The sequence below is a fragment of the Streptomyces griseoruber genome, assembly GCF_001514205.1.
Taxonomy (GTDB): Bacteria; Actinomycetota; Actinomycetes; order Streptomycetales; family Streptomycetaceae; genus Streptomyces; species Streptomyces griseoruber.
In genome coordinates, this window is sequence record NZ_KQ948763.1 from 34,409 (window position 1) to 60,121 (window position 25,713).

Sequence of the window (25,713 nt, forward strand, 5' to 3'; positions counted from 1 at the left end):
AAAAGAAGCGCATGCGCCCACAAGGCTGATGCGGTGTCCCGGCTCACATCTACCGTCCCCGGCCATGAGCGCACACACCAGCCCCGCCATCGAGCTGCGGGGCGCGAGCAAGGTCTTCAGGACCCCCTCGGGAGGCCTGCACACGGCCGTCCGGGACCTCGACCTCACCGTCGGGCGCGGTGAGTTCGTGGCCGTCGTCGGCCCCACCGGCTGCGGCAAGTCGACCACGTTGACCCTGGTCAGCGGCCTGGAGGAGCCGACGCGGGGCGAGGTGCTGGTCGCCGGGCAGCCGGTGCGCGGGGTCGGCGACAAGGTCGGCTTCGTCTTCCAGCAGGATGCCACCTTCCCCTGGCGCACGGTCCTGTCCAACGTCATGGCGGGCCCCCGCTTCCGTGGCGTGCCCAAGGCGGAGGCCAGGGAGAAGGCCCGCGACTGGCTGGCCCGGGTCGGGCTCGCCGCCTTCGAGGACCGCTACCCGCACCAGCTCTCCGGCGGTCAGCGCAAGCGCGTCGCCCTCGCCGCCACCTTCGTCAACGACCCCGAGATCCTGCTCATGGACGAGCCGTTCTCGGCACTCGACGTGCAGACGCGGGCGCTGATGTCGGACGAGCTCCTGGAGCTGTGGGAGGGCACGGGCGCCTCGGTCGTCTTCGTCACCCACGACCTGGAGGAGTCCATCGCGCTGGCCGACAAGGTCGTGGTCATGACCGCGGGGCCGGCCACCGTGAAGCAGGTCTTCGACATCGATCTGCCGCGCCCGCGCAAGGTGGAGTCGGTGCGTCTGGAGCCGCGGTTCATCGAGATCTACCGCGAGATCTGGGAGTCCCTCGGCGAAGAGGTCCGCATCACCCGCGAAAGAGGTGCCGCCCATGTCGCCTGACGTCCTCAGCAGCCCCGTCGCGGACACGGTCAAGGCGCCGGATCGCGCCCACTCACGCGCGCGGGCCGCCCGCCGGCGCAAGATCGTCGTCGGGACCTCCCGGATCCTTCTCCTGGTGCTCGTCCTCGCCCTGTGGGAGGCGCTCTCCCGGGCCGAGGCCATCGATCCGTTCAACTTCTCGATGCCCTCCAAGATCTGGGACCAGATCTGGACCTGGGTCACCCACGGGACCGCGCTCGGCTCCCTCGGCGAACAGATCTGGTACACGCTCTACGAGGCACTGCTCGGCTGGGTCATCGGTGTGATCGCCGGTGTCGTGTGCGGTATCGCGCTCGGGCGGATCACCTTCCTCGCCGATGTTCTTGGTCCATACATCAAGGTGCTCAACTCGATCCCCCGTATCGTCCTTGCGCCGATCTTCGTCATCTGGTTCGGTCTCGGCCCCGCCTCCAAGGTCGCCTCGGCCGTCGTCCTGGTGTTCTTCCCCGTCTTCTTCAACGCCTTCCAGGGCGCTCGCGAGGTCGACCGCAACCTGGTCGCCAACGCCCGTATCCTCGGGGCGAGCGACCGCAGGGTGACGCTTCAGGTCGTCATCCCCTCCGCCACCTCCTGGATCTTCACCAGCCTGCACGTCAGCTTCGGTTTCGCCCTCATCGGCGCGATCGTCGGCGAGTACATCGGCGCCACCAAGGGCATCGGCCTGCTCGTCGCACAGTCCCAGGGCACGTTCAACGCGGCCGGTGTGTACGCGGCGATGGTCATCCTCGCCGTCGTGGCACTCGTCGCCGAGGGAGTGCTCACCTTCGCCGAGCGGCGCATCTTCCGGTGGAAGCCGTCGGGCTCCGACAGCTGACGCTCGCCGAACGGCCCTCTGCCGCTTCGTTGAACGATCCTCGCCGATCCCGGCCGTTTCACCCCGCACCACCACCCCTCTCACAAGGACGTGAACCCGTCATGCGCTTCTCCGCCAGACATGCCGCCCTGGCCGCCGCCGGCCTGCTCGCCCTCTCCTCCCTCACCGCCTGTGCCAACGACGCGGCGAGCACCGCCTCCACCGGCTCCGGCGGGGACGGCAAGGGGACGAAGGTCAAGATCATGGTCGGCGGCCTGGACAAGGTCATCTACCTGCCCGCGATGCTCACCCAGCGCCTCGGCTACTTCGACGCCGAGGGCCTCGACGTCGAGCTGCTGAGCGAGCCGGCCGGTGTGCAGGCCGAGACCGCGCTCGTCTCCGGCCAGGTCCAGGGCGCCGTCGGCTTCTACGACCACACGCTCGACCTCCAGGTGAAGGGCAAGGACGTCGAGTCCGTCGTGCAGTTCTCGCAGGCGCCCGGCGAGGTGGAGATCGTCTCCACCAAGGCGGAGGGCAAGATCACCTCGCCCGAGGACTTCAAGGGCAAGAAGCTCGGCGTGACCGGCCTCGGCTCCTCGACCGACTTCCTCACCAAGTACCTTGCCGTCAAGAACGGTGTGAAGGTCAGCGAGTTCACCCCGGTCGCGGTGGGCGCGGGTCCCACGTTCATCTCGGCGCTGGAGCAGGGCGCCATCGACGCGGGCATGACGACCGACCCGACCGTCGCGAACATCCTGGACAAGAAGGTCGGCAAGGTTCTCATCGACATGAGGACGCCGCAGGGATCCATGGAGGCGCTGGGCGGCCCGTACCCGTCGTCAAGCCTGTACATGCAGACGGACTGGGTCAACAGTCACAAGGACACCGTCCAGAAGTTGGCCAATGCATTCGTCAAGACGCTCAAGTGGATGTCCACCCACAGCGCCAGCGAGATCGCCGACAAGATGCCGGCCGACTACTCGCAGGGCAACAAGACGCTGTACGCGGTGGCCATCAAGAGCACGCTGCCGATGTTCACCAAGGACGGCGTGATGCCCGAGGAGGGCCCCGAGACCGTGGAGAAGGTGCTCAAGGCGTTCAACCCCGCCATCCAGAACGCCGACGTCGACCTGAGCAAGACCTACACCACGGAGTTCGTCGAGAAGGCGGCCGGCTGACGGCCCCGCCCCGCCGTGCCCTCAGGCGCGGGTCGCCCACACGTAACGGTGTTCCGGGCGGCCCGCGTCGCCGTATTTCAGGGTCAGCCGGGCCCGTCCCGTGCGTTCCAGGAGCTTCAGATAGCGCTGGGCGGTCTGGCGGCTCACCCCGGTCCGGTCGGCGATCTCCTGGGCCGACAGCGGCCCCTCGGCGTTCATCAGGGACTGGCGGACCAGCTCGGCGGTGGTGGGGGAGTGCCCCTTGGGCAGCCCGGGCTCCGAGGGGGCGGACAGCGCGCCGAAGATGCGGTCGACGTCGGCCTGTTCGGCCTCCCCGCCGCCGTCGAGCGTGCGGCGCAGATCGGCGTACGCCTCCAGCTTGGCGCGCAGGCCCGCGAAGTTGAACGGCTTCACCAGGTACTGGAGGGCGCCCTGACGCATCGCCGCCTGCACGGTCGAGACGTCCCGTGCCGCCGTCACCATGATCACATCGGTCTGGTGGCCGCGCCGCCGCATCTCCTGGACGACCTCCAGGCCCGTCTCGTCGGGCAGGTAGTGGTCCAGCAGAATCAGGTCCAGGCGCGGATGCAGCTCCAGCTGGCGCAGCGCCTCGGCCGCGCTGTGGGCCTCGCCGGCGACGCGGAAGCCGGGCACCTTCTCGACGTAGGCCGCGTTGACCTGGGCGACCCTGGTGTCGTCGTCCACGACCAGGACCTCGATCATCGCGACTCCTCCTCGCGCGTGCTGTTCACCGATGCGGTCAGCGCGGGTTCCAGGTCGGGTCCGGCCAGCGCCTCGGGAAGGACGACGGTGAACTCGGCGCCCCCGCCGACCGCCTCGCCGACCGTGGCGCTGCCCCCCTGCCGCTCCGCGAGCCTGCGGACCAGCGAGAGTCCGATGCCGCGTTTCCCGTGCGCGGGCGGCTTCTTCGTGGACCAGCCCTCGGTGAAGACCAGCTCGCGCTGCTCGGGCGGGATGCCGGGTCCTGTGTCCCGTATGCGCAGGACGGCGGTACGGCCCTCCGCGCGCAGTTCGACCTCCACGCGTGCGTGCGGGGTGCCGGCGACGGCGTCGAGCGCGTTGTCCACGAGGTTGCCGACGACCGTGACCAGCCCGCGCGGGTCGACGAGCCGGTCCGGCAGCCGGGTGCCGTCGGAGACCCACAGGGCGACCCCGCGCTCGGCCGCGACGGTCGCCTTGCCGACCAGCAGCGCTGCGAGCAACGGGTCCTCGATCTTCTCGGTCACCTGCTCCGAGGTGACGCGGTGGTCGCCGACCACCTCTCCGACGAAGTCCACGGCGTCGTCGTACATCTCCAGTTCGAGCAGACCGAGGAGGGTGTGCATACGGTTGGCGTGCTCGTGGTCCTGGGCGCGCAGCGCGTCGATCAGCCCGCGCGTGGAGTCGAGCTCGCGGCCGAGCTGCTCCAGTTCGGTGCGGTCGCGCAGCGTCGCCACGGCGCCGTCGTCGTCGGTGGGCATCCGGTTGACGACCAGGACCCGCTGTCCGCGGACGGCGATCAGGTCGGTGCCGGTCACCCGGCCGGCCAGGACGTCGGCCGTACGTCCCTCGCCGAGCGCTTCGTCGGGGGAGCGGCCCACTGCCTCGTCGCCGATGCCCAGGAGCCGTTGCGCCTCGTCGTTGAGCAGCCGGACCCGACCGCTCCGGTCCAGCGCGACGACGCCCTCGCGGATGCCGTGCAGCATCGCCTCACGCTCCGCGAGCAGGGCCGAGATATCGGAGAAGGCCAGGTCACGGGTCTGCCGCTGGACCCGGCGGGAGATCAGCCAGGCGGCCAGCGCGCCCACGGCGAGCGCACCGCCGGCGTAGGCGAACAGGCCCGGGATCGCATGGATCAGACGGGCGCGCACGCTGTCGTACTCGATACCGACCGAGACCGCCCCGATGATGTCGCCGGCGCTGTCGCGCAGGGGCACCTTGCCGCGGGCCGAACGGCCCAGGGTGCCGCTGTCGATCTCCATCACGTCCTGGCCGGCCAGCGCCTTCTGCGGATCTGTCGACACATGGCCGCCGACCTCGTCGGGGTCGGTGTGCGACCAGCGGGTGCCGTTCAGGTCCATCACGACGACGTACTCGGCGCCGCTGGCCTTGCGGATCCGTTCCGCCTCGCGCTGCACCGGGCCGTCGACCGTGGGCGGGGTCCGTCGCAGGTCCTCGGCGATCTGGGGGACCGCCGCCGTGGTCTGGGCGATGGCGAGGGCGCGGCGCATCGCCTGGTCGTCCAGCTGGTTGCTGAGCGGGGCGAGGAACAGACCGGTCGCGAGCACCACGACTCCCGCGGCGATCGCCAGCTGCATCAGCAGCACCTGCGAGAACACGCGCCGGGGCATGCCGAGGCGCAGGCGACGGGCGGGGGGAGAGGGGCTCATACCCAAGACGGTACGTGGGCGGGGCGGTGGAGCCGTAGGGGTGTGTGGTGTGGATCTCTTGACCGGCTCAAGAGGAAACGGTTCGGAGGGGCCCCGCGCGGGGCTCGGGATCCACCATGGACACGGCTGCGTCAGCCAACCGCCGCGACCGCCAGTTCGCGCACCGCCACCACGTCCATCCGCGCGGGTGAACCGAGGACCGACACCCCACAGCTCTCCTGGCGGGGCGGCCGGGACGCACCCTGGGCCACCACGACCCGCCAGTGGCGCCCGTCGGTGTGCGCGACGGTCACCTCCCAGCGTGGCGCCTCGCCGGTGGTGAGGACGACGTCGAGCGCCTCGGCGCGGTCCTCGCCGGTCGCCCGGCGCACGGCCAGCTCCGCGGCCTGCCCGGGCCGCTCCCAGGTGGAACGCCCGCGGCAGCCCTCCACGACGACCCGCCCCTCCTGGACGCCGTGCAGGACCTCCTTGACGGTGTGGGCCTCGGCGCGGCCGTACACGTAGCCGTGCGGCAGGACGAGGACCGTCGGGGAGAAGCGATGACCGCCCAGATGAGTGACCTCCCACACGCCCTGTACGCCCGAGGCGGCCAGCTCGGCCGCGAGCGGGCGGCCCAGCAGGGCGCAGCAGCGGTCGCGCTTGCCGTTGGTGCAGACGAGGGCGAGCGGATCACCGGTGTGCGGGCCGCCCCGCAGCGCGGTGTCGAAGCCGCGGTGGTCGCCCCGGCCGAGCGCGGCGAAGTCGAGGTCGAGCAGCCGCGCGGGGTCGGTGGTCGTGGCGGAGTGCAGCCAGACGTTCCCCGGCGCGGTGTGGGCCGCGTAGACCTGCCGTACGGGCGGCGGCATACCGGGGTCGGCGTGCCGGCCCGGGCGGCGGATGAGCGCGATCCGCACGCCCGTGTCCTGGGCGGCCGCTTCCAGGGCTCGGCCCAGTACGGGGTCCAGATGGCTCGAGGTGAGCGCCTTGGCACCCCACGGACCGGCCTGTTCCAGCAGGAGCCAGGTCGAGGCGGTGGCCGCGGTTCCGGGCATGGGCTCGCCGAGGTTCCGCGAGTCGGTCGCGCACGTACTCACAGAGGTGAGCCTAACCTGACTTGACGCGCCGCACCTCCCACGGCGCCTGTGGATCGCCGTGGAGTCCTCGGGGTGGGCCTGTGCGGGTGGTCTTCGCCCAGGTCACGAGCGACAACGCGGCTGGGGTCCCTCCCTCTGGGGGAGTGCGGACCAGACCCCGCGTCTGCGGCGTGACCCAAACGACAGGCCCTAGGGGAGGTGCTGGGGCGGCCTCGGTCCCACGTAGTGCCCGCTGGGACGCATCCGCAGGGGGCGTTCGCCGTACTCCTCCAGGGCGTGGGCGATCCAGCCTGCCGTCCGGGCCACCGCGAAGATCGTCTCGCCCGCCGCGGCCTCCATGCCGAAGGAGGCGGTCAGGACGCCGAGCGCGAGGTCGACGTTGGCGTGCAACGGGGAGTGGCGGGCGGTCGTGGTCACGATGTCGCGTGCCGCGGCGAGGGCGGGTGCCGCGTCCGGAATGTCCTCCAGGAGGGCGAACAGGGCACGCGCGCGTGGGTCCTCGCCGGGGTAGAGCCGGTGGCCGAGGCCGGGGATGCGGCGGCCGGCCCGCAGCTCCTGGGCGATCACCGGTCCCGCGTCGCCCAGGTCGAGGACCTCCTCCAGCAGCCGGTGCGCGAGTCCGCTCGCGGCGCCGTGCAGAGGCCCCTCGATGACGCCGAGCCCGGCCGAGACGGCCGCGTAGGGGTGCGCGCGGGCCGAGGCGGCGACCCGCACCGCGAGCGTCGAGGCGGCCAGGTCGTGGTCGACGAGCAGACCGAGCGCGGTGTCCAGGACGCGAAGCTTCGCCTCGTCGACGGGCCGCGCGGTCAGCCGTGCCCACAGGCGCCGGGCCAGGGAGCCCTCGTCGCGGTGGGTGGGCCGCCCGGGCGGGAGAGCGGCGACAAGGGTGGGGATCAGGATGCGCGCGGTGCCGAGCACGGCCTCCTCGGTGAGGTCGAACCGCAGCGGGTCGGCGACGGCCGCGGCGACGGCGGCGACCCGCAACCGGTCGGTGGGGCCGCTGTGTTCGGGCAGCGCGTCGACCGCGCGGCGGGCGGCCTCGACGGAGGCGGCGGGTGCGGTGAAGGCGGTGCCGGCGAGCAGGCGGCCGGTCCACAGCCACTCCGCGACCTCTTCGTACGGGTGCCGGGCGGCCAGTTCGGTCGCGTCGACACCGCGGTAGTAGTACCGGTCCTTGTCGATGAGGGTGAGCCGGGTCCGCACGGACAGCTCTCCGCCCGCACCGGGACTCCCGCCGCTCTCCCGCCTGTTGCGCCGCGCGAGCGCCTCGACCTCCTTCGCGTCGAAGGTGCTGCCCCGGCCGCCGGGCGTGCGTCTGCTGCTGAGCTGACCGCGGCTCACATACGCGTACACGGTCTCGGGTTTCACGCCGAGCAGTTCGGCGGCCTCCTTGGTGCTCAGCCGTCGGTCCGGGTGGCCGGGGGCGGGTTGGTGATCGCGCATGGGGGCCACCGTATCCGCAGCAGACATGTATTGATTCAATCAATATTGACAGAAATTTCGTCAATCATGGACAGTGAAATCAAGTTGAATCAAGTCGAATCAATCGCAAGGAGGAAGTCATGACCGTCACCCCGTCGGCCGCCCGGCCCGTCCACCCGTCCACGTCCGCGCCCGCGCTCCTCGACGCACCGCGCGGTCTCGCCGGTGTCGTCGTCGCCGACACCGAGGTCGGTGACGTCCGGGGGCGCGAGGGCTTCTACCACTACCGCCAGTACTCGGCCGTCGACCTGGCGCACGCCCGCCCCTTCGAGGACGTGTGGCACCTCCTGATCCACGGCGAACTGCCGGACGCGGAACGGAGCGCCGCCTTCGCCGCCGAGACCGCCGCCCTGCGACGGCTCCCACGGGCGGTGGCGGCGGCGCTGCCCGCCGTCGCCGCGGCCGGTGGGGCGAACCCCCTGGCCGGGATGCGGACGGCCCTGTCGCTGCTGGGCGCGGAGAACGGCTTCCGGCCGGTGTACGACATCGACGCGGACCGGCGCCGCGCCGACACCGTCGTGGCGGCCGCGGCCGTGCCGACCCTGCTCACCGCGCTGTACCGGCTGGGGAACGGGCTCGACCCCGTCGAGCCGCGCGAGGACCTGTCGTACGCGGCGAACTATCTCTACATGCTGACCGGGACGGAGCCCCATGCGGAGCGGGTCCGGGCGGTCGAGCAGTATCTGATCTCAACCATTGATCATGGATTCAATGCGTCAACGTTCACGGCCCGGGTGATCGCCTCGACCGGGGCCGATGTGGCCGCGTGTCTGGTGGGGGCGGTGGGTGCGCTGTCGGGGCCGCTGCACGGGGGTGCGCCCAGCCGGGCACTGGACACCCTGGACGCGATCGGCACCCCCGACCGCATCGACCCCTGGATCCGGGAGCGGGTGCTTGCCGGCGAGCGCATCATGGGCTTCGGTCACGCCGTGTACCGCACGGAGGACCCGCGCTCGCACATGCTCCGGGAGACGGCGCTGCGGTTCGGAGGGGCGCGGGTCGAGTTCGCCGTGGAGGTGGAACGGCGTGTGGAGGCGATCCTCGCCGAACTGAAGCCGGGCCGTGAGCTGCACACCAACGTGGAGTTCTACGCCGGCGTGGTCATGGAGCTGTGCGGGCTGCCCCGCGAGATGTTCACCCCCACGTTCGCGGCGGCGCGGGTGGTGGGCTGGAGCGCCAACATCCTGGAGCAGGCCGAGGATACGAAGATCATCCGTCCCATGGCGCGGTACGTGGGGCCGGGGGCGCCGGTGGCGGTGCCGGAGGCTGCCTGAAGGGGGCGCCCGGACGCTTGCACCGCAGAGAGGGCGCGGTCGCGGACAGGTCGTATCGGAGGGGGCGCGCACGGCGCACGGCGGGCGCACGCGCCGTGGGCCCGGTGTCGCGAGTGGCGTACCGGGCCCGTTGCGGGGGAGTTCGATGCTCTCCCCGAAGCCGTGTCACGCGTCCGGGATGTCGACCTTCGCGCGAATGAGGGTCTCGCGCGTGATGACGACGATGCGTTCGTAGTCGGCGCGGGAGGCGTCGGACGGAAGGTCGGGGTCCAGCGAATCCGTGGCGTCCGTGCCGATCACTGCGAAGTTCCCGTCGGCCAACTCGAAGATGTCGGGGCAGTTGCCCCCTCCCGTGCTCCCCCGCTCGGCTGGGGCCGCACCGATCCGACGGATGATCTGACTCACTGTTGCTTCCCTTGGTCCATTGGCTTGCGCACGACGACTGCTCGATGCAAGGCGGACCCTGTGGGGTGCACTCGTCATCCGGCGGCGTAGGCGACGATGGTGTGGGGTCCTCTACGCGATCAAGCGCGAGTCAACTCCCTGACGCCCCCATCAACTGCGCACTTGACCGGTTCGTTATGGGCCGTCGGCGTGAACCTCGGAGCGCGCGCCCTCTACTCGGCCGGTGGCTCGCCCACCACCCACCACTCGTCCACATCGGCCTCTTCGAGCTGACGCAGGAGTTCGTCGACCATGCGCCCCAGGTCGGCCTCGATCGAATCGGCGGGGAGAGTCGCCCGCTGGCCTTGTGTGGCGTACCAGTACTCCCGGACGACAGGGTTCTGCAGCAGACCGCGCATCCGGCCGTGGAACTCCTCGCGGCTGAGGTTGCCGATGCGGTGGTAGAAGAGCAGGTTCGTGTACAAGGCGTTGGCGAAGAGGTATTGCCGTCGCTTCTGGGGTGACGCCGGCACCTCGAAGATGTCCAGCACTTCGGCCAGCTCGGGGCTGTCGATCGCCTTGCTGAGCAGTTCCCAGTGCAGCCGCTGCTGATGGGCGAGGTTCGTGTGGGCCGGCGCCGCGACCGCCTGCTCCAGGCGCTCGAGTCGGGTGCGCAGCGCGTTGAGGGTGTTCCGCTGGACGGTCAGTGCTGCGAGGGCCCCGGCCGCGATGCCGAGGCCCGCCGCAGCGACGGGAGCGAGTCCCCGCATCCGAGACTTCCGTGTGGCCATGTCAACCCCCGAATCAGGCGGCCGTGCGCCGGTCGTCGGGGTGCGGGTGGAGTGACGGGGACCGGCGAGCGGTGGGCGGCGCTTGCCGTCTCCCAGGGTGCCGAGCCGCTCTGATCGGCGGGGGAGGCGGAGGGGAGGCGCACGGAGGGAAGCGAGGGTCGCACGCCAGGGCGCCTTGCCAGACGTCTGCCCCGCAAGTGCTGCTAACAATCGTTCACTTCGGGGGGATTCGGTGGACTCGTATCCTGGGGCGCGTTCCATCGTCGTACGCGCTCCGCAGCCGTGAGCCGGGGTGCGCGCAGGTGTCAGAGAGGTCGCACGGTGACGCAGAGCCGCACTCCGCAGCAGATCCCGGTCGTCGTACTCGCCGGATTCCTCGGCTCCGGCAAGACGACCCTGCTGAACCATCTCCTGCACCGCAGCGGGGGCAGCCGCATCGGGGCGATCGTCAACGACTTCGGAGCGATCGAGATCGACGCCATGGCCGTGGCCGGCGCACTCGGCGACTCCACCGTCTCCCTCGGCAACGGCTGTCTGTGCTGTGCCGTCGACACGAGCGAGCTCGACGTCTATCTGGAGCGGCTCGCCCACCCCGACACCGGCATCGACGTCATCGTCATCGAGGCCAGCGGTCTCGCCGAACCCGAGGAACTGGTGCGGATGGTGCTCGCCAGCGAGCATCCGGGGATCGTGTACGGAGGTCTCGTCGAGGTCGTCGACGCCGCCGAGTTCGACGACACCCGCACCAGGCACCCCGGGGTCGACCGGCATCTCGCCCTCGCCGACCTGGTCGTCGTCAACAAGATCGACCGCGCTCCGCACGCCGGGCACGTCCTGGACCTCGTCCGCTCGCTCACCGACCGCGCGGCCGTCGTCCCGGCGACGTACGGCCGGGTCGACCCGGAGTTCCTCTTCGACTGCCGGCCCAGCGAGGAGCGCATCGGGCAGCTGTCCTTCGACGACCTGCACGGGCACGACGGCCATGACGGCCATGACGGCGACGACGGCCACGACGGCGGCTACGGTCGTGACCGCCACGACGAACGGCACCAGGGGCATCTGCACGCCGCCTACGACAGCGTCTCCTTCGTCTCCGAAGTCCCCCTCGACCCCCGCCGGTTGATGGCCTTCCTCGACAGCAGGCCCGAGGGGCTCTACCGGATCAAGGGGTACGTCGACTTCGGCGCGCACGACGCCCTGAACCGCTACGCCGTGCACGCCGTCGGCCGCTTCCTGCGCTTCTACCCGCAGGGCTGGGGCGCCGCCGAGGACCGCCTCACCCAGCTCGTCCTCATCGGCACCGGCATCGACGCCGAGACCCTCGGCAAGGAACTGGCGGCGTGCAGGAGCGACGCCCCGCACGCCGACGAGCACGGCATGTGGGGCGTCCTGCGCTACGTACAGGACCCGGACGGTACGTCGGATCCCGGGGAACCGGCCTAGACCGGGCCCGCCACCACGCCCACCGTCTTCGGCAGGGAGACGCCCGAGCCGTCGCGGCGCGGGTCCATCTCGGGCAGTTCGGCCGGCATGCCGTTCTTCTGGGCGGCCTTCGCCGGGACCGGGCCCGCCCAGGCGAAGGACAGGCAGTCCTCGCCCTTCAGGAACCGCTGGCAGCGCACTCCGCCGGTGGCGCGGCCCTTGCGCGGGTACTGGTCGAACGGGGTCAGCTTGGCCGTCGTCTGGACCGAGTCGTCCAGCGTGCCGCGCGAGCCGGCGACCGTGAAGACCACCGCGTCCACCGACGGGTCCACCGCCGTGAACGAGATCACCTTCACGCCCTCGGCGAGCTTGATGCCCGCCATGCCGCCCGCCGGACGTCCCTGCGGACGCACCTGCGCCGCCTGGTAGCGCAGCAACTGGGCGTCGTCGGTGATGAAGACCAGGTCCTCCTCGCCGGTGCGCAGCTCGATCGCGCCGACGATCCGGTCGCCCTCCTTGAGGGTGATGACCTCCAGCTCCTCCTTGTTGGACGGATAGTCGGGCACCACCCGCTTGACCACGCCCTGTTCCGTGCCGAGCGCCAGACCGGGCGAGGACTCGTCGAGCGTGATGAGGCAGACCAGCGTCTCGTCGCCCTCCAGGGAGACGAACTCCGTCAGCGGGGCACCCCCCGCGAGGTTCGGCGCCGACACCGTGTCCGGCAGCTGCGGCAGGTCGACGACGTTGATCCGCAGCAGCCGGCCCGCCGAGGTGACCGCGCCGATCTCCCCGCGCGCGGTGGCCGGTACCGCCGAGACGATCACGTCGTGCTTGGCGCGCTTGCCGTCGTCGTCACCGGTGAAGGGCTCGCCGTTCGCCGTACGGGCCAGCAGCCCCGTGGACGACAGCAGGACCCGGCACGGGTCGTCCGCGACCTGCAGCGGTACGGCGGCGGCCGGGGCGCCGGACGACTCCAGCAGGACCGTACGCCGCTCGGTGCCGAACTTCTTGGCCACCGCGGCCAGTTCGGACGAGACCAGCTTGCGCAGCTCCGCGTCCGAGTCCAGGATCCGGGTCAGCTCCGCGATCTCCGCGTTGAGCCGCTCCTTCTCCGCCTCCAGCTCGATGCGGTCGAACCTGGTGAGGCGGCGCAGCGGGGTGTCGAGGATGTACTGGGTCTGGATCTCGGAGAGCGAGAAACGCTCCATGAGGCGCTGCTTCGCCTCCGCGCTGTTGTCGCTGGAGCGGATCAGCCGGATGACCTCGTCGATGTCGACGAGGGCCGTCAGCAGGCCCTCCACCAGGTGCAGCCGGTCGCGGCGCTTGCCGCGGCGGAACTCGCTGCGCCGGCGGACCACGTCGAAGCGGTGGTCGAGATAGACCTCCAGGAGCTCCTTGAGGCCGAGCGTCAGCGGCTGGCCGTCCACCAGTGCCACGTTGTTGATGCCGAAGGACTCCTCCATCGGCGTCAGCTTGTAGAGCTGCTCCAGGACGGCCTCCGGCACGAAGCCGTTCTTGATCTCGATGACCAGGCGCAGGCCGTGCGCACGGTCGGTGAGGTCCTTGACGTCGGCGATGCCCTGGATCTTCTTCGAACCGACCAGGTCCTTGATCTTGGCGATGACCTTCTCGGGGCCGACCGTGAACGGCAGCTCCGTGACCACCAGGCCCTTGCGGCGGGCCGTCACCGTCTCCACTGCGACCGTGGCGCGGATCTTGAAGGTGCCGCGGCCCGTCTCGTAGGCGTCGCGGACGCCGGACAGGCCGACGATCCGGCCGCCGGTGGGCAGATCCGGCCCCGGGACGAACTTCATCAGGGTGTCCAGATCCGCGTTGGGGTAGCGGATCAGGTGCCGGGCGGCCGCGACGACCTCGCCCAGGTTGTGCGGCGGCATGTTCGTGGCCATGCCGACCGCGATCCCGGACGCGCCGTTGACCAGCAGGTTCGGGAAGGCGGCGGGCAGCGCCACCGGCTCCTGCTCCTGGCCGTCGTAGTTCGGCGCGAAGTCGACCGTGTCCTCGTCGATCGACTCCGTCATCAGGCTCGTCGCCTCGGCCTGACGGCACTCGGTGTACCGCATGGCGGCCGGCGGGTCGTCGTTGCCCAGGGAACCGAAGTTGCCGTGGCCGTCGACCAGCGGCACGCGCATGGAGAACGGCTGCGCCATGCGCACCAGGGCGTCGTAGATCGACGAGTCGCCGTGCGGGTGCAGCTTGCCCATGACCTCGCCGACGACGCGGGCGCACTTCACATAGCCGCGGTCGGGGCGCAGGCCCATCTCGTTCATCTGGTAGACGATGCGACGGTGGACCGGCTTGAGTCCGTCGCGGGCGTCGGGCAGGGCGCGGGAGTAGATGACCGAGTACGCGTACTCGAGGAAGGAGCCCTGCATCTCGTCGACGACGTCGATGTCGAGGATCCGCTCCTCGTACGAGTCGTCGGGCGGCGGGGTCTTCGTGCTGCGGCGGGCCATCGCTGCCGGCTCCTTGCTGAGGCGTGTGACGGATTCTGACGCGGTCCATTGTGGACCGTGGCACTGACAAGACGGGCCCAGGACCCCGGCCCTCTCATGATTGCCCGCAGGGTACGTCATGTCCGTTCCGGCTCGGCGTCCCGGATTCTCGCTCTCGGCGTACGGCCCCCGGGAACTTCGCCGACCCACCGCGCGCTTGCATACAGTGACAGGACCGGCAGGAAACACGCGGTTCGCACGACCGCGTCCGCGATCGGAAGGGACGTACATGCCCATGGGTCACACGGCCACAGACCAGGCAGGCACCGGGGGCCTGACAGCGACCGAGCACCGCCTGGCCAACGGCCTTCGCGTGGTGCTCTCCGAGGACCACCTGACCCCCGTCGCGGCGGTGTGCCTGTGGTACGACGTCGGCTCCCGCCACGAAGTCAAGGGCCGCACCGGCCTGGCTCACCTTTTCGAGCACCTCATGTTCCAGGGCTCCGCCCAGGTCAAGGGCAACGGCCACTTCGAGCTGGTCCAGGGCGCCGGCGGCTCGCTCAACGGCACCACCAGCTTCGAGCGCACCAACTACTTCGAGACCATGCCCACCCACCAGCTGGAGCTCGCCCTCTGGCTGGAGGCCGACCGCATGGGCTCCCTCCTCGCCGCCCTGGACGACGAGTCCATGGAGAACCAGCGCGACGTCGTCAAGAACGAACGCCGCCAGCGCTACGACAACGTGCCGTACGGCACCGCCTTCGAGAAGCTGACCGCCCTCGCCTACCCGGACGGTCACCCCTACCACCACACGCCGATCGGCTCGATGGCCGACCTGGACGCGGCGACGCTGGAGGACGCGCGCGCGTTCTTCCGCACGTACTACGCGCCCAACAACGCCGTGCTGTCCGTCGTCGGCGACATCGACCCCGAGCAGACGCTCGCCTGGATCGAGAAGTACTTCGGCTCCATCGCCTCGCACGACGGCAAGCCCGAGCCGCGCGACGGCACCCTGCCCGACGTCATCGGCGAGCAGCTGCGCGAGGTCGTCGAGGAGGAGGTCCCGGCCCGCGCGCTGATGGCCGCCTACCGTCTGCCGCAGGACGGCACGCGCGCGTGCGACGCGGTCGACCTGGCGCTCACCGTCCTGGGCGGCGGCGAGTCCTCCCGCCTGTACAACCGGCTGGTGCGCCGCGACCGTACGGCCGTCGCGGCCGGCTTCGGGCTGCTGCGGCTCGCCGGGGCGCCCTCCCTGGGCTGGCTGGACGTGAAGACGTCCGGGGACGTCGAGGTGCCCGTCATCGAGACCGCCATCGACGAGGAGCTCGCCCGGTTCGCCGAGGAGGGCCCCACGGCCGAGGAGATGGAGCGCGCCCAGGCCCAGTTGGAGCGCGAGTGGCTCGACCGGCTCGGCACCGTCGCCGGCCGCGCGGACGAACTGTGCCGGTTCGCCGTCCTGTTCGGCGATCCGCAGCTCGCGCTCACCGCGGTCCAGCGCGTCCTGGACATCACGCCCGAGGAGGTGCGGGAGGTCGCCCAGGCCCGCCTGCGCCCCGACAACCGCGCGGTCCTCGTCTACGAGCCGACCGCCCCCGAAGCCCCCGCCGACCAGGACGAGAACGAGGAGGCGGCCCAGTGACCGAGCTCGCCACGATGGACTTCCACCCCCAGCCCCGGGCGGGCGAGGCCAGGCCGTGGGCGTTCCCGGCGCCCGAACGCGGCACGCTGGACAACGGCCTGACCGTCCTGCACTGCCACCGTCCCGGCCAGCAGGTCGTCGCCGTGGAGGTCCTCCTCGACGCGCCCCTGGACGCCGAACCGTCGGGCCTGGACGGCGTCGCCACGATCATGGCGCGCGCGTTCACCGAGGGCACCGACCGGCACTCCGCCGAGGAGTTCGCCGCCGAGCTGGAGCGCTGCGGCGCCACCCTCGACGCGCACGCCGACCATTCCGGGGTCCGGATCAGCCTGGAGGTGCCCGCCTCCCGGCTGCCCAAGGCGCTCGGCCTGCTCGCCGACGCCCTGCGGGCGCCCGCCTTCGCCGACAGTGAGGTCGAGCGTCTCGTCCACAACCGGCTGGACGAGATCCCGCACGAGCTGGCCAACCCCTCCCGCCGAGCCGCCAAGGAGCTCTCCAAGGAGCTGTTCCCGGCCGCCGTGCGCATGTCGCGGCCCCGCCAGGGCACCGCGGAGACGGTCGAGAAGATCGACTCCGCCGCCGTACGGGCCTTCTACGAGCGGCACGTCCGGCCGGCCACGTCCACCGCGGTCGTCGTCGGCGACCTCACGGGTGTCGACCTGGCCGCGCTCCTGGGCGAGACCCTGGGCGCCTGGACGGGCTCCCCGGCCCCCCGGCGGCCCGTCCCGCCGGTGACCGCCGACGACACCGGCCGCGTCGTCATCGTGGACCGCCCCGGTGCCGTCCAGACGCAGTTGCTCATCGGCCGGATCGGCGCCGACCGGCACGCGCGCGTGTGGGCCGCCCAGGTCCTCGGCACGTACTGCCTCGGCGGCACCCTGACCTCCCGGCTGGACCGCGTGCTGCGCGAGGAGAAGGGCTACACGTACGGAGTGCGCGCCTTCGGGCAGGTCCTGCGCTCCGCCCCGGACGGCTCGGGCGCCGCGCTGCTGGCCATCAGCGGTTCCGTCGACACGCCGAACACCGGTCCCGCCCTGGACGACCTGTGGAAGGTGCTGCGCACCCTCGCGGCCGAGGGCCTCACGGACGCCGAGCGCGATGTCGCCGTGCAGAACCTGGTGGGTGTGGCGCCGTTGAAGTACGAGACCGCGGCGGCCGTCGCGGGCACGCTGGCCGACCAGGTCGAGCAGTTCCTGCCCGACGACTACCAGGCCACGCTCTACCAGCAGCTCGCCGCGACCGGCACGGTCGAGGCCACCGCGGCGGCCGTGAGCGCCTTCCCGGTGGACCGTCTGGTGACCGTCCTCGTCGGTGACGCCGCGCAGATCAAGGAGCCCGTCGAGGCGCTCGGGATCGGCGAAGTCACCGTCGTTCCCGCCGAGTAGACGCCGGGAGACACGGACGTGCTGCGGCCCCGGGACGACGGAGGTGTCCTCCCGGGGTGTCGTGCCGGGGCCGCAAGATGTCCGAATTCATGCGGAGGTTGTGTGTCTGTACTGTGGCGTGCGCTACAAAAACCGTGATCCGTTTGAGGATTGATAACGGTCCCGCATACCGTCGGCCCGGCTGTTCGTCAGGCACCGCGCCGCATCCGCGGCACCGGACAGTCATCGCCGAGTCCCCGTACGGCGCGAGCCAGGGGAGCCGGGGACCCATGAAGTCCCTGGGGTGAATCGGGCGCCCGCGCGTGAGCGAGGGGGTCCGTAGGAGACCTTCCTGCTCCGAACCCGTCAGCTAACCCGGTAGGCGAGAAGGAAGGAAAGGACCGCTCGTCTTGGCGTACACCTGCGCCACCGGGAAGCATCGCCGGCCCAGCCGGATGCAGCGCACCACCGTCCGCGCGGCGGGTTTCGCGGCGCTGACCACCACCGGTGTCATGGCCACCGTCGCCTCCACCCCGGCACTCGCCGCGGAGCCGACCCCCGAGCAGACCGGGCTGATCCCGGTCGTCACCGCCGGCGAGGCCGTCGCCGAACAGGTCGACGACCAGGTCGCCGTGCAGAAGAAGGCCGCCTTCGAGGAGGCCGCGCGCGAGGCCGCCGCCAAGAAGGCCGCGGAGGAGCGCGAGGCACGCGTGCGTGCCGCCCGTGAGGCCGAGCGCAAGCGTCTGAACGCCTTCGTGCTGCCGATCACCGGCTCCTACGTCTCCACCGGCTACCACGCGAGCAGCTCGCTGTGGTCCTCCGGCAGCCACACCGGCATCGACTTCCACGCCGCCAGCGGCACCCCCGTGCACGCGGTCGGCCTCGGCACCGTCGTCGAGGCGGGCTGGGGCGGGTCGTACGGCAACCAGGTCGTCATCAAGATGAACGACGGCACGTACACCCAGTACGGTCACCTGTCCTCCATCGGGGTCTCGGTGGGCCAGCAGGTCACCCCTGGGCAGCAGATCGGCCTGTCCGGCGCGACCGGCAACGTCACCGGCCCGCATCTGCACTTCGAGGCCCGTACGACGGCGGAGTACGGCTCCGACATCGACCCGGTCGCCTACCTCCGCCAGCACGGCGTCAACGTCTGACGCCACCCGGCGACACCGCGTTTCGAGCCCCGGCCCCAGCGGCCGGGGCTTTCGCCGTTTTCGGCACCCCGCTGTCCAAAAAATATCCCTGGATTCCGGTCCGCCGTCGGAAATTCCGGCTCATTGCAATAGAGTCACGGAACACACGTCAATCGGCGGAGCTCGGCGACGTTTCACGGGGATTAAGACGGAGGCGGTCATGCGTATTCCGGCGCACTCGGTGTGCACGGCCATCCGGGACGACATCGTCGCGGGTGTCTACGAGCGCGGCAGCCGCCTCACGGAGGAACTCCTCGCCCGCCGCTACGGCGTCTCCCGCGTCCCCGTCCGGGAGGCGCTGCGCACCCTGGAGGCCGAGGGTTTCGTCGTCACCCGGCGGCACGCGGGCGCGTGCGTCGCGGAGCCGACCGAGCAGGAGGCGGCCGACCTGCTGGAGATGCGCATGCTCCTGGAGCCGCTGGGTGCCGCCCGGGCCGCCCAGCGGCGCACCGAGGCGCATCTGAAGGTGCTGCGCGGCCTCGTCCGGCTGGGCCAGGAGCGGGCCCGCAGGGGCAACAGCGAGGATCTGCGCTCACTGGGCGGCTGGTTCCACGAGACGCTCGCCCAGGCCTCCGGAAGCCACGCCCTGACGTCGATGCTCACCCAGCTCCGCCACAAGATCGCCTGGATGTACGCGGTGGAGGCGCCCGCCGACCCCGTGGAGTCCTGGGCCGAGCACGGCGCGATCGTGGACGCGGTGGCGCGCGGCGACCAGGAGCGCGCGCGGACGGTCACGGCGCTGCACACGGAGCGCGCGACGGTCGTCCACCGGCTGCGGTTCGCCGGCGGCGCGGACCGCGCCGACCGTGTGAGGACTTCGCAACCTCCCGTAAACATGACGGGCCTGCGGCATTAACACGGGAGCCGTATACAAAGAAGGGATATTCGGCGGAGCGGTATTTCCGCTGCCCTTTCCGTGCGCGCCCGAGAATTCTCGAAGGTGCGCATTCGGTGTGCCCGGATCCGGGTTTCCGGTTATGCCGCCGGTAATCTCGCGGAGCGGCCGCGGAGACAGATGTGGAAAACGGCGGGGCCGCGCCACCCTCGAAGGTGACGCGGCCCCGTGCGTGACTCAGACGGTCTCGGGGAGCTCCTCGAGACCCTCGGCGACCAGCTTGGCCAGCCGGTCCAGGGCGACGTCCGCGCCCTCGGCGTCGGAGGCGAGGACGATCTCCTCGCCCCCCTTCGCGCCGAGGCCGAGGACGGCCAGCATGGAGGCCGCGTTGACGGGGTTGCCGTCGGCCTTGGAGATCGTCACCGGGACGCCTGCGGCCGTGGCGGCTCGGACGAAGATGGAAGCGGGGCGGGCGTGGAGGCCCTCGGCCCAGCCGACGTTGACGCGGCGCTCAGCCATGTGTTGCTGCCCTTCGGGTTTCAGGTTGTCTAGACCAGTGTTGTCTAGACCAGTGTTCCACACGTGAAGCCGGTGAGGAACGGGTCCTACGTCCCGTTCCTCGCGCGGTCGCCGGATCGCGGCCTCGATCCGGCTCCCGTCCCCCACAGACTGCCTCGCGCCGTCGTCGTACGCGAGCCGTACTCTGGGCCCCATGCAGAGCGCCTCGGACCGGCACGAGTACCCCGCCCACTGGGAGGCCGACGTGGTGCTGCGCGACGGCGGCACCGCGCGCATCCGCCCCATCACCGTTGATGACGCCGAGCGCCTGGTCAGCTTCTACGAGCAGGTCTCGGACGAGTCGAAGTACTACCGCTTCTTCGCGCCCTACCCGCGACTGTCCGCGAAGGACGTCCACCGCTTCACGCACCACGACTTTGTGGACAGGGTGGGACTCGCGGCCACGGTCGGCGGCGAGTTCATCGCAACCGTACGCTATGACCGCATTGGTGCCGACGGCATGGCCGCCTCCGCGCCCGCCGACGAGGCCGAGGTCGCCTTCCTCGTCCAGGACGCCCACCAGGGGCGCGGCGTCGCCTCCGCCCTCCTCGAACACATCGCGGCCGTCGCGCGCGAGCGGGACATCCGCCGCTTCGCCGCCGAGGTGCTGCCCGCCAACAACAAGATGATCAAGGTGTTCACGGACGCCGGCTACACCCAGCAGCGCAGCTTCGAGGACGGTGTCGTCCGCCTGGAGTTCGACCTCGAACCCACCGAACGCTCCCTGGCCGTGCAGCGCGCGCGGGAACAGCGCGCCGAGTCCCACTCCGTACGACGGCTGCTGGCACCCGGCTCGGTCGCCGTCGTCGGCACCGGGCGCACCCCCGGCGGCGTCGGCCGCAGCGTCCTCGGCAACCTCCGCGAGGCCGGTTTCACCGGCCCGCTGTACGCCGTGAACCGGGCCTTCCCCGAGGACCTCAAGGACGTCGACGGCATCCCCGCCCACCGCTCCGTGCGCGACATCACCGGCCCCGTCGACCTCGTGATCGTCGCCGTCCCCGCCGAGCAGGTGCCCGAGGTCGTCACCGAGTGCGGGGAACACGGCGTCCAGGGCCTCGTCGTCCTCTCCGCCGGATACGCCGAGTCCGGCCCCGACGGCCGCGAACGCCAGCGCGCCCTCGTCCGGCACGCACGCGCGTACGGCATGCGGATCATCGGCCCCAACGCCTTCGGCGTCATCAACACCTCGCCGCAGGTACGGCTCAACGCCTCGCTCGCGCCCGAGATGCCGCGCCCCGGCCGCATCGGACTCTTCGCCCAGTCCGGAGCCATCGGTATCGCCCTGCTGTCCCGGCTGCACCGGCGCGGCGGCGGCGTCACCGGCACCACCGGAGTGTCCACCTTCGTCTCCTCCGGCAACCGCGCGGACGTCTCCGGCAACGACGTCCTGCAGTACTGGTACGACGACCCGGAAACCGACGTCGCCCTCATGTACCTGGAATCCATCGGCAACCCCCGCAAGTTCACCCGCCTCGCGCGGCGCACCGCGGCGGCCAAGCCCCTGGTGGTCGTCCAGGGCTCCGGCTCCGCCCCGCAGGGCCACGCCGTCCGCGCGACCCGGCTGCCGCACGCCACCGTGTCGGCACTGCTGCGCCAGGCGGGCGTGATCCGCGTCGACACCATCACCGAGCTGGTCGACGCGGGCCTGCTGCTCGCCCGCCAGCCCCTGCCGACCGGACCCCGGGTCGCCATCCTCGGCAACTCCGAGTCGCTGGGACTGCTGACCTACGACGCCTGCCTCTCCGAGGGACTGCGCCCGCTGCCCCCGCTGGACCTGACGACGGAGGCGTCGGCGGAGGACTTCCACGCGGCGCTCGCCCGGGCGCTGGCCGACGAGACCTGCGACGCGGCCGTGGTGACGGCGATCCCGGCGATCGGCGAGACCTCGCCCAGCGACGCGGCCCTCGCGGAAGCCCTGCGCTCGGCGGCCGCCGCGGCCCCCGCCAAGCCGGTCCTCGTCGTCCATGTGGAACTCGGTGGCCTCGCCGCCGCGCTGTCCGCCGCGACCAGCACCGCACCGCGCGCCGGAGCCGGCGCACGCGCGCGTGGCGCGACACCGTCCCGGCCCGGCGCCGCCCCCGAGGGAGCCGCCGCGGTGGAGGCCCCCGAGGGCGCCCGCCTCATCCCCGCCTACCCCGCCGCCGAACGCGCCGTACGCGCCCTCGCCGAAGCGGTGAAGTACGGGCAGTGGCGGCGCGAGGCCGCCGACCCCGGCAAGGTGCCCGAGTACGACGACATCGACGAGAAGGGCGCCGCCCGGCTGATCGACGGGCTCCTCTCGCGCGGGCAGGGCCTCACCCTCGGCACCGAGGAGACCTGCGAGCTGCTCGGCCACTACGGCGTCCACCCCCGCCGGGCCACCCCCGTGCCCACCCCCGACGAGGCGACCCGCGCCGCCGGCACCCTCGGCTACCCCGTCGCCCTCAAGGCCACCGCCCCGCACCTGCGCCACCGCGCCGACCTGGGAGGCGTCCGCCTCGACCTCGCCGACGAGGAACAACTGCGGCGGGCGTACGCCGAGTTGACCGAGCTGTTCGGCAGGCCGGAGGAGATCCGTCCGGTCGTCCAGGCGATGGCCCCGCGCGGGGTCGACACCGTCGTCCGCGCGGTCATCGACCCGGCGGCCGGGGCCGTGCTCTCCTTCGGGCTCGCCGGGGCGGCCTCCCAGCTGCTCGGCGACATGGCGCACCGCCTGGTGCCGGTGACCGACCGCGACGCGACCTCCCTGATCCGTTCGATCCGCACGGCCCCCCTGCTCTTCGGCTGGCGCGGCGCCGCCCCGGTCGACACCCCCGCCCTGGAGGAGCTGCTGCTGCGCGTCTCCCGCCTGGTCGACGACCACCCCGAGGTCGTCGCGGTCACCCTGGAACCGGTCGTCGTCGCCCGGCACGGCGTCAGCGTCCTGGGCGCCTCGGTCCGCCTCGCCCCGCCCCCGGCCCGCGACGATCTCGGCCCGCGGACCCTGCCGGCGTACTGACGGTCCCCGCGTCCCCGCGCGGCCCGGGACCGAGCCCCGACGAGCTGTGCCTCGCAGTCAGTGGGTCCCCGTAGGATGGACGGCATGGCCAAGACCAGTACGACGACCCAGGGGCTGCGCGCGGCGATCGAGCGCAGCGGCTACTACCCGGCCCTCGTGGCCGAGGCGGTGGAGGCCGCCGTGGGCGGCGAGCCGATCCGGTCGTATTTGGTCCACCAGGAGACCACGTTCGACCAGAACGAGGTGCGCCGGCATGTGACCGTGCTGGTCCTCACCGGCAACCGCTTCATCGTCAGCCACACCGACGAGCAGGCCGCCGACACCACCTCCCCGACGCCGTACGCCACGACGTCCACGGAGTCGGTGAAGCTCGGCCGGATCTCCTCGGTCGTCCTCAGCCGCGTGGTCGCGAACCCGGAGTCGTACACCCCTGGCACCCTGCCCCGCGAGGTCGTGCTGACCATCGGCTGGGGCGCCGTCTCCCGCATCGACCTGGAACCGGCCGCCTGCGGCGACCCCAACTGCGACGCCGACCACGGCTACACGGGCAACTCGACGGCGGACGACCTCAGCCTGCGCGTCAGCGAGGCGGGCGACGGCCCGGAGACGGTGCGCCAGGCGCTCGTCTTCGCCCAGGCGCTCTCCGAGGCCACCGCGGACACCTCCCGCTGATGGCCGCCCCCGCCTCCTGGGATCACCCCGAACCCCTCGCCGTCTCCTCGGCCCCCGTCCCCGAGTACGGCACCGGCTCCCTCGCCGACCTGCTGCCCACACTGGCCGCCGGCATGGGCGTACCCGGCGTGAGCGCGGCGATCGAGGAGCTCACCCCGGCCGACCGCAACTGCGTCTTCCTGGTCGACGGCCTCGGCTGGGAGCAGATCAAGGACCACCCGGACGAGGCGCCGTATCTGCACGCGCTGCTGGCCGGCTCGCGCGGCGGCACCGGACGTCCGCTCACCGCCGGCTACCCGGCGACCACCGCGACCTCCCTCGCCTCCGTCGGCACCGGCCTCCCGCCGGGCGCCCACGGTCTGCCCGGCTACACCGTGCGCGACCCGGCCACCGGCGAGCTGATGAACCAGCTGCGCTGGCACCCCTGGACCTCGCCGCACACCTGGCAGCCGTACCCCACCGTCTTCCAGCTCGCCGACCGGGCGGGCGTGCACGCCGCGCAGGTCTCCTCGCCCGCCTTCCAGAACACCCCGCTGACCAAGGTCGCGCTCAGCGGCGGCACGTTCCACGGGCGGCTCACCGGCGAGGAGCGCATGGACCTCGCCGCGGCACAGCTCGCCGCCGGCGACCGCTCCCTGGTCTACACGTACTACGCCGAACTGGACGGCGCGGGCCACCGCTACGGCGTCGCCTCCGACACCTGGCGCGGCCAGCTCATGTACGTCGACCGGCTGGTCCAGCGCCTTGCCGAGCAACTGCCCCCGCGCAGCGCGCTCTACGTCACCGCCGATCACGGCATGGTCGACATCCCCTTCGACGAGCAGCACCGCATCGACTTCGACGAGGACTGGGAGCTGCGCGCCGGAGTCGCCCTCCTCGGCGGCGAGGGCCGTGCCCGCCACGTCTACGCCGTCCCCGGCGCCGCCGACGACGTGCTGACCTGCTGGCGCGAGGTGCTCGGCGAACAGTTCTGGGTGGCCTCGCGGGACGAGGCGATCGCCGCGGGCTGGTTCGGCCCGCATATCGACGAACGCGTGTACGACCGTCTCGGCGATGTGATCGCGGCCGCCCGGGACGACGTCCTGATCATCGCGTCCGAGCGGGAGCCCAAGGAGTCGGCCATGGTCGGCAACCACGGCTCGATGACCCCTGCCGAGCAGCTCGTCCCCCTGCTCGAAGTACGCTCCTGACGCGCGCACATCCTCCCTGTCCAACGACCTCTCCGCCGGCCTCTCCACCGAAAGGTGCCCCACTCACCATGCCCGAGCTGGTGTTCTTCTCCGGAACCATGGACTGCGGGAAGTCGACGCTGGCTCTGCAGATCGAGCACAACCGCTCCGCGCGCGGACTACAGGGCATGATCTTCACCCGCGACGACCGAGCGGGCCAGGGCAAGCTCTCCTCCCGCCTCGGCCTGGTCACCGACGCGGTCGAGGTCGAGGACGGCCAGGACCTGTACGCGTACCTCGTCGACCACCTCTCCCAGGGCGGCCGCGCGGACTATGTGATCGCGGACGAGGCGCAGTTCCTCGCCGAGGAGCAGATCGACCAGCTCGCGCGCGTGGTCGACGACCTCGGGATGGACGTCTACGCCTTCGGCATCACCACCGACTTCCGCTCCAAGCTGTTCCCCGGCTCCCAGCGGCTCGTCGAACTCGCCGACCGCGTCGAGGTCCTCCAGGTCGAGGCGCTGTGCTGGTGCGGCGCCCGCGCCACCCACAACGCCCGTACGGTCGGCGGCGTCATGGTCGTCGAGGGCGCGCAGGTCGTCGTCGGGGACGTCAACCAGGCGGACACCGTCGGCTACGAGGTCCTGTGCCGCCGGCACCACCGTCGCCGTATGACCAGCGCCTCCGCCCGTGCCGGGGCGCTCTCGCCGGATGTCCTGCCGGTGGCCTCCGGCTGCGAGCTCGGCTGACCAGGGTGCGCTCCACATGCTGTGGGCTGTGAGCCGAGACGGCGCCCTCGCGGTCCCGTTGGCTCGGCGGTCGGAGGATAGATCCGCCACGGGGAGGATGCGTAGTCATGCCGCGATGTCGGCTCGTTGTGAACGCCTAGGTGGACGCTGCGGTCTGCTGCCCCTGTTCCTGTGCTGGGACGGCGGGCTGACCACCCGCGTATCCCACCGCTTCTTCGGGTCATCTCTGTCTGCCCCCCGCTCGCAACGAAGGATGCCCTTGTGTGATTCAGCCCGGGGTTGTTCAACCCCAGATCACCACGTTCCCCAACATTCAGCTCTGTCATCACGTCGGTCACCGCCCTCGCCGTCCTCGGTGTCCTGGCCGTCCACCCCGGCCAGGACACCGCGCAGCCCGTGGTCGCGGCGAGTGACTCGTA

At 71.6% G+C, this 25,713-nt stretch carries 21 protein-coding genes and 1 riboswitch; of the genes, 13 read left to right on the top strand and 8 right to left on the bottom strand.

The genetic code is table 11. The features are described 5' to 3' along the window. Positions 1 to 64: 64 nt before the first annotated feature. From AQJ64_RS00140 to AQJ64_RS00150, 3 genes are all read left to right on the top strand, one after another. Positions 65 to 880, top strand: coding sequence for an ABC transporter ATP-binding protein (locus AQJ64_RS00140; RefSeq protein WP_055637819.1), 816 nt, complete (start codon positions 65 to 67; stop codon positions 878 to 880). Further along, complete coding sequence (locus AQJ64_RS00145) at positions 870 to 1,733, top strand: ABC transporter permease (RefSeq protein ID WP_055637820.1); 864 nt, start codon at positions 870 to 872, stop codon at positions 1,731 to 1,733. The genes AQJ64_RS00140 and AQJ64_RS00145 overlap by 11 nt, the downstream gene beginning before the upstream one ends. A gap of 101 nt (positions 1,734 to 1,834) precedes the next feature. Continuing rightward, complete coding sequence (locus AQJ64_RS00150; RefSeq protein WP_055637821.1) at positions 1,835 to 2,890, top strand: ABC transporter substrate-binding protein; 1,056 nt, start codon at positions 1,835 to 1,837, stop codon at positions 2,888 to 2,890. A 21-nt stretch (positions 2,891 to 2,911) separates the two neighbouring features. On the opposite strand, the gene AQJ64_RS00155 is transcribed toward AQJ64_RS00150, so the two are convergent. From AQJ64_RS00155 to AQJ64_RS00170, 4 genes are all read right to left on the bottom strand, one after another. After that, a complete protein-coding gene (locus tag AQJ64_RS00155; RefSeq protein WP_055637822.1) occupies positions 2,912 to 3,592 on the bottom strand; it encodes a response regulator in 681 nt (226 codons plus the stop codon). Beyond that, complete coding sequence (locus AQJ64_RS00160; RefSeq protein WP_055637823.1) at positions 3,589 to 5,259, bottom strand: ATP-binding protein; 1,671 nt, start codon at positions 5,257 to 5,259, stop codon at positions 3,589 to 3,591. The genes AQJ64_RS00155 and AQJ64_RS00160 overlap by 4 nt, the downstream gene beginning before the upstream one ends. Before the next feature lie 131 nt (positions 5,260 to 5,390). Beyond that, on the bottom strand, positions 5,391 to 6,332 hold the full coding sequence (locus AQJ64_RS00165; RefSeq protein ID WP_055637824.1) for a ferredoxin family protein: 942 nt from the start codon (positions 6,330 to 6,332) through the stop codon (positions 5,391 to 5,393). A 189-nt stretch (positions 6,333 to 6,521) separates the two neighbouring features. Continuing rightward, positions 6,522 to 7,775 carry a citrate synthase gene (locus tag AQJ64_RS00170; protein ID WP_059202293.1) on the bottom strand — a complete coding sequence of 418 codons (1,254 nt, stop codon included), beginning with the start codon at positions 7,773 to 7,775 and terminating at the stop codon, positions 6,522 to 6,524. Positions 7,776 to 7,894: 119 nt separating this feature from the next. On the opposite strand from AQJ64_RS00170, the gene AQJ64_RS00175 reads away from it, so the two are divergent. After that, on the top strand, positions 7,895 to 9,088 hold the full coding sequence (locus AQJ64_RS00175) for a citrate synthase/methylcitrate synthase (RefSeq protein ID WP_055638216.1): 1,194 nt from the start codon (positions 7,895 to 7,897) through the stop codon (positions 9,086 to 9,088). A gap of 165 nt (positions 9,089 to 9,253) precedes the next feature. Here the strand turns inward: AQJ64_RS00175 and AQJ64_RS00180 are convergent, their stop codons facing one another. After that, positions 9,254 to 9,493: a hypothetical protein gene (locus AQJ64_RS00180; RefSeq protein WP_099054135.1), complete on the bottom strand. Its 240-nt coding sequence runs from the start codon at positions 9,491 to 9,493 to the stop codon at positions 9,254 to 9,256. Positions 9,494 to 9,705: 212 nt separating this feature from the next. Beyond that, positions 9,706 to 10,242, bottom strand: coding sequence for a DUF6082 family protein (locus tag AQJ64_RS00185; protein WP_338060020.1), 537 nt, complete (start codon positions 10,240 to 10,242; stop codon positions 9,706 to 9,708). Between the two features lie 342 nt (positions 10,243 to 10,584). Between AQJ64_RS00185 and AQJ64_RS00190 the strand changes: the two genes are divergently transcribed. Further along, on the top strand, positions 10,585 to 11,706 hold the full coding sequence (locus AQJ64_RS00190) for a CobW family GTP-binding protein (protein ID WP_079061382.1): 1,122 nt from the start codon (positions 10,585 to 10,587) through the stop codon (positions 11,704 to 11,706). On the opposite strand, the gene AQJ64_RS00195 is transcribed toward AQJ64_RS00190, so the two are convergent. After that, complete coding sequence (locus AQJ64_RS00195; protein WP_055638213.1) at positions 11,703 to 14,159, bottom strand: DNA gyrase/topoisomerase IV subunit A; 2,457 nt, start codon at positions 14,157 to 14,159, stop codon at positions 11,703 to 11,705. The two genes, AQJ64_RS00190 and AQJ64_RS00195, sit on opposite strands and share 4 nt — an antisense overlap. A 268-nt stretch (positions 14,160 to 14,427) precedes the next feature. Here AQJ64_RS00195 and AQJ64_RS00200 point away from each other — a divergent pair, with 268 nt between their 5' ends. The 4 genes from AQJ64_RS00200 (at position 14,428) to AQJ64_RS00215 (ending at position 19,190) form a co-directional block, all read left to right on the top strand. Next, positions 14,428 to 15,777, top strand: coding sequence for a M16 family metallopeptidase (locus AQJ64_RS00200; RefSeq protein WP_055638212.1), 1,350 nt, complete (start codon positions 14,428 to 14,430; stop codon positions 15,775 to 15,777). After that, complete coding sequence (locus AQJ64_RS00205; protein ID WP_055638211.1) at positions 15,774 to 17,162, top strand: M16 family metallopeptidase; 1,389 nt, start codon at positions 15,774 to 15,776, stop codon at positions 17,160 to 17,162. Before AQJ64_RS00200 ends, AQJ64_RS00205 begins: the two co-directional genes overlap by 4 nt. A 216-nt stretch (positions 17,163 to 17,378) precedes the next feature. After that, positions 17,379 to 17,540, top strand: a riboswitch (cyclic di-AMP (ydaO/yuaA leader). A gap of 11 nt (positions 17,541 to 17,551) precedes the next feature. Continuing rightward, the gene (locus tag AQJ64_RS00210) at positions 17,552 to 18,295 is read left to right on the top strand and encodes a M23 family metallopeptidase (protein ID WP_055638210.1); all 744 of its coding nucleotides are present in this window, start codon (positions 17,552 to 17,554) and stop codon (positions 18,293 to 18,295) included. 199 nt (positions 18,296 to 18,494) lie between these two features. Then, positions 18,495 to 19,190, top strand: a complete 696-nt coding sequence (locus AQJ64_RS00215) for a GntR family transcriptional regulator (RefSeq protein WP_055638209.1) — start codon at positions 18,495 to 18,497, stop codon at positions 19,188 to 19,190. A gap of 216 nt (positions 19,191 to 19,406) precedes the next feature. Here the strand turns inward: AQJ64_RS00215 and AQJ64_RS00220 are convergent, their stop codons facing one another. Continuing rightward, positions 19,407 to 19,688, bottom strand: a complete 282-nt coding sequence (locus AQJ64_RS00220; protein WP_055638208.1) for an HPr family phosphocarrier protein — start codon at positions 19,686 to 19,688, stop codon at positions 19,407 to 19,409. A 193-nt stretch (positions 19,689 to 19,881) separates the two neighbouring features. Here AQJ64_RS00220 and AQJ64_RS00225 point away from each other — a divergent pair, with 193 nt between their 5' ends. From AQJ64_RS00225 to AQJ64_RS00240, 4 genes are all read left to right on the top strand, one after another. After that, the gene (locus AQJ64_RS00225; RefSeq protein ID WP_059202294.1) at positions 19,882 to 22,704 is read left to right on the top strand and encodes a bifunctional acetate--CoA ligase family protein/GNAT family N-acetyltransferase; all 2,823 of its coding nucleotides are present in this window, start codon (positions 19,882 to 19,884) and stop codon (positions 22,702 to 22,704) included. A gap of 75 nt (positions 22,705 to 22,779) precedes the next feature. Then, positions 22,780 to 23,376: a DUF5998 family protein gene (locus AQJ64_RS00230; protein ID WP_055633546.1), complete on the top strand. Its 597-nt coding sequence runs from the start codon at positions 22,780 to 22,782 to the stop codon at positions 23,374 to 23,376. Then, a complete protein-coding gene (locus tag AQJ64_RS00235; protein ID WP_055633547.1) occupies positions 23,376 to 24,566 on the top strand; it encodes an alkaline phosphatase family protein in 1,191 nt (396 codons plus the stop codon). The genes AQJ64_RS00230 and AQJ64_RS00235 overlap by 1 nt, the downstream gene beginning before the upstream one ends. A gap of 68 nt (positions 24,567 to 24,634) precedes the next feature. Continuing rightward, positions 24,635 to 25,294 (top strand): thymidine kinase, encoded by a 660-nt coding sequence (locus tag AQJ64_RS00240; protein WP_055633548.1) that lies wholly within the window; start codon positions 24,635 to 24,637, stop codon positions 25,292 to 25,294. Positions 25,295 to 25,713 lie beyond the last annotated feature (419 nt).

Excerpts from the sequence above, each read along its gene's own strand:
- AQJ64_RS00195 (WP_055638213.1), bottom strand. The coding sequence starts at position 14,159 with ATGGCCCGCCGCAGCACGAAGACCCCGCCGCCCGACGACTCGTACGAG.
- AQJ64_RS00150 (WP_055637821.1), top strand. The coding sequence starts at position 1,835 with ATGCGCTTCTCCGCCAGACATGCCGCCCTGGCCGCCGCCGGCCTGCTC.
- AQJ64_RS00170 (WP_059202293.1), bottom strand. The coding sequence starts at position 7,775 with ATGCGCGATCACCAACCCGCCCCCGGCCACCCGGACCGACGGCTGAGC.
- AQJ64_RS00240 (WP_055633548.1), top strand. The coding sequence starts at position 24,635 with ATGCCCGAGCTGGTGTTCTTCTCCGGAACCATGGACTGCGGGAAGTCG.
- AQJ64_RS00140 (WP_055637819.1), top strand. The coding sequence starts at position 65 with ATGAGCGCACACACCAGCCCCGCCATCGAGCTGCGGGGCGCGAGCAAG.
- AQJ64_RS00225 (WP_059202294.1), top strand. The coding sequence starts at position 19,882 with ATGCAGAGCGCCTCGGACCGGCACGAGTACCCCGCCCACTGGGAGGCC.
- AQJ64_RS00145 (WP_055637820.1), top strand. The coding sequence starts at position 870 with ATGTCGCCTGACGTCCTCAGCAGCCCCGTCGCGGACACGGTCAAGGCG.
- AQJ64_RS00220 (WP_055638208.1), bottom strand. The coding sequence starts at position 19,688 with ATGGCTGAGCGCCGCGTCAACGTCGGCTGGGCCGAGGGCCTCCACGCC.
- AQJ64_RS00185 (WP_338060020.1), bottom strand. The coding sequence starts at position 10,242 with ATGCGGGGACTCGCTCCCGTCGCTGCGGCGGGCCTCGGCATCGCGGCC.
- AQJ64_RS00160 (WP_055637823.1), bottom strand. The coding sequence starts at position 5,259 with ATGAGCCCCTCTCCCCCCGCCCGTCGCCTGCGCCTCGGCATGCCCCGG.
- AQJ64_RS00200 (WP_055638212.1), top strand. The coding sequence starts at position 14,428 with ATGCCCATGGGTCACACGGCCACAGACCAGGCAGGCACCGGGGGCCTG.
- AQJ64_RS00230 (WP_055633546.1), top strand. The coding sequence starts at position 22,780 with ATGGACGGCATGGCCAAGACCAGTACGACGACCCAGGGGCTGCGCGCG.
- AQJ64_RS00235 (WP_055633547.1), top strand. The coding sequence starts at position 23,376 with ATGGCCGCCCCCGCCTCCTGGGATCACCCCGAACCCCTCGCCGTCTCC.
- AQJ64_RS00175 (WP_055638216.1), top strand. The coding sequence starts at position 7,895 with ATGACCGTCACCCCGTCGGCCGCCCGGCCCGTCCACCCGTCCACGTCC.
- AQJ64_RS00215 (WP_055638209.1), top strand. The coding sequence starts at position 18,495 with ATGCGTATTCCGGCGCACTCGGTGTGCACGGCCATCCGGGACGACATC.
- AQJ64_RS00155 (WP_055637822.1), bottom strand. The coding sequence starts at position 3,592 with ATGATCGAGGTCCTGGTCGTGGACGACGACACCAGGGTCGCCCAGGTC.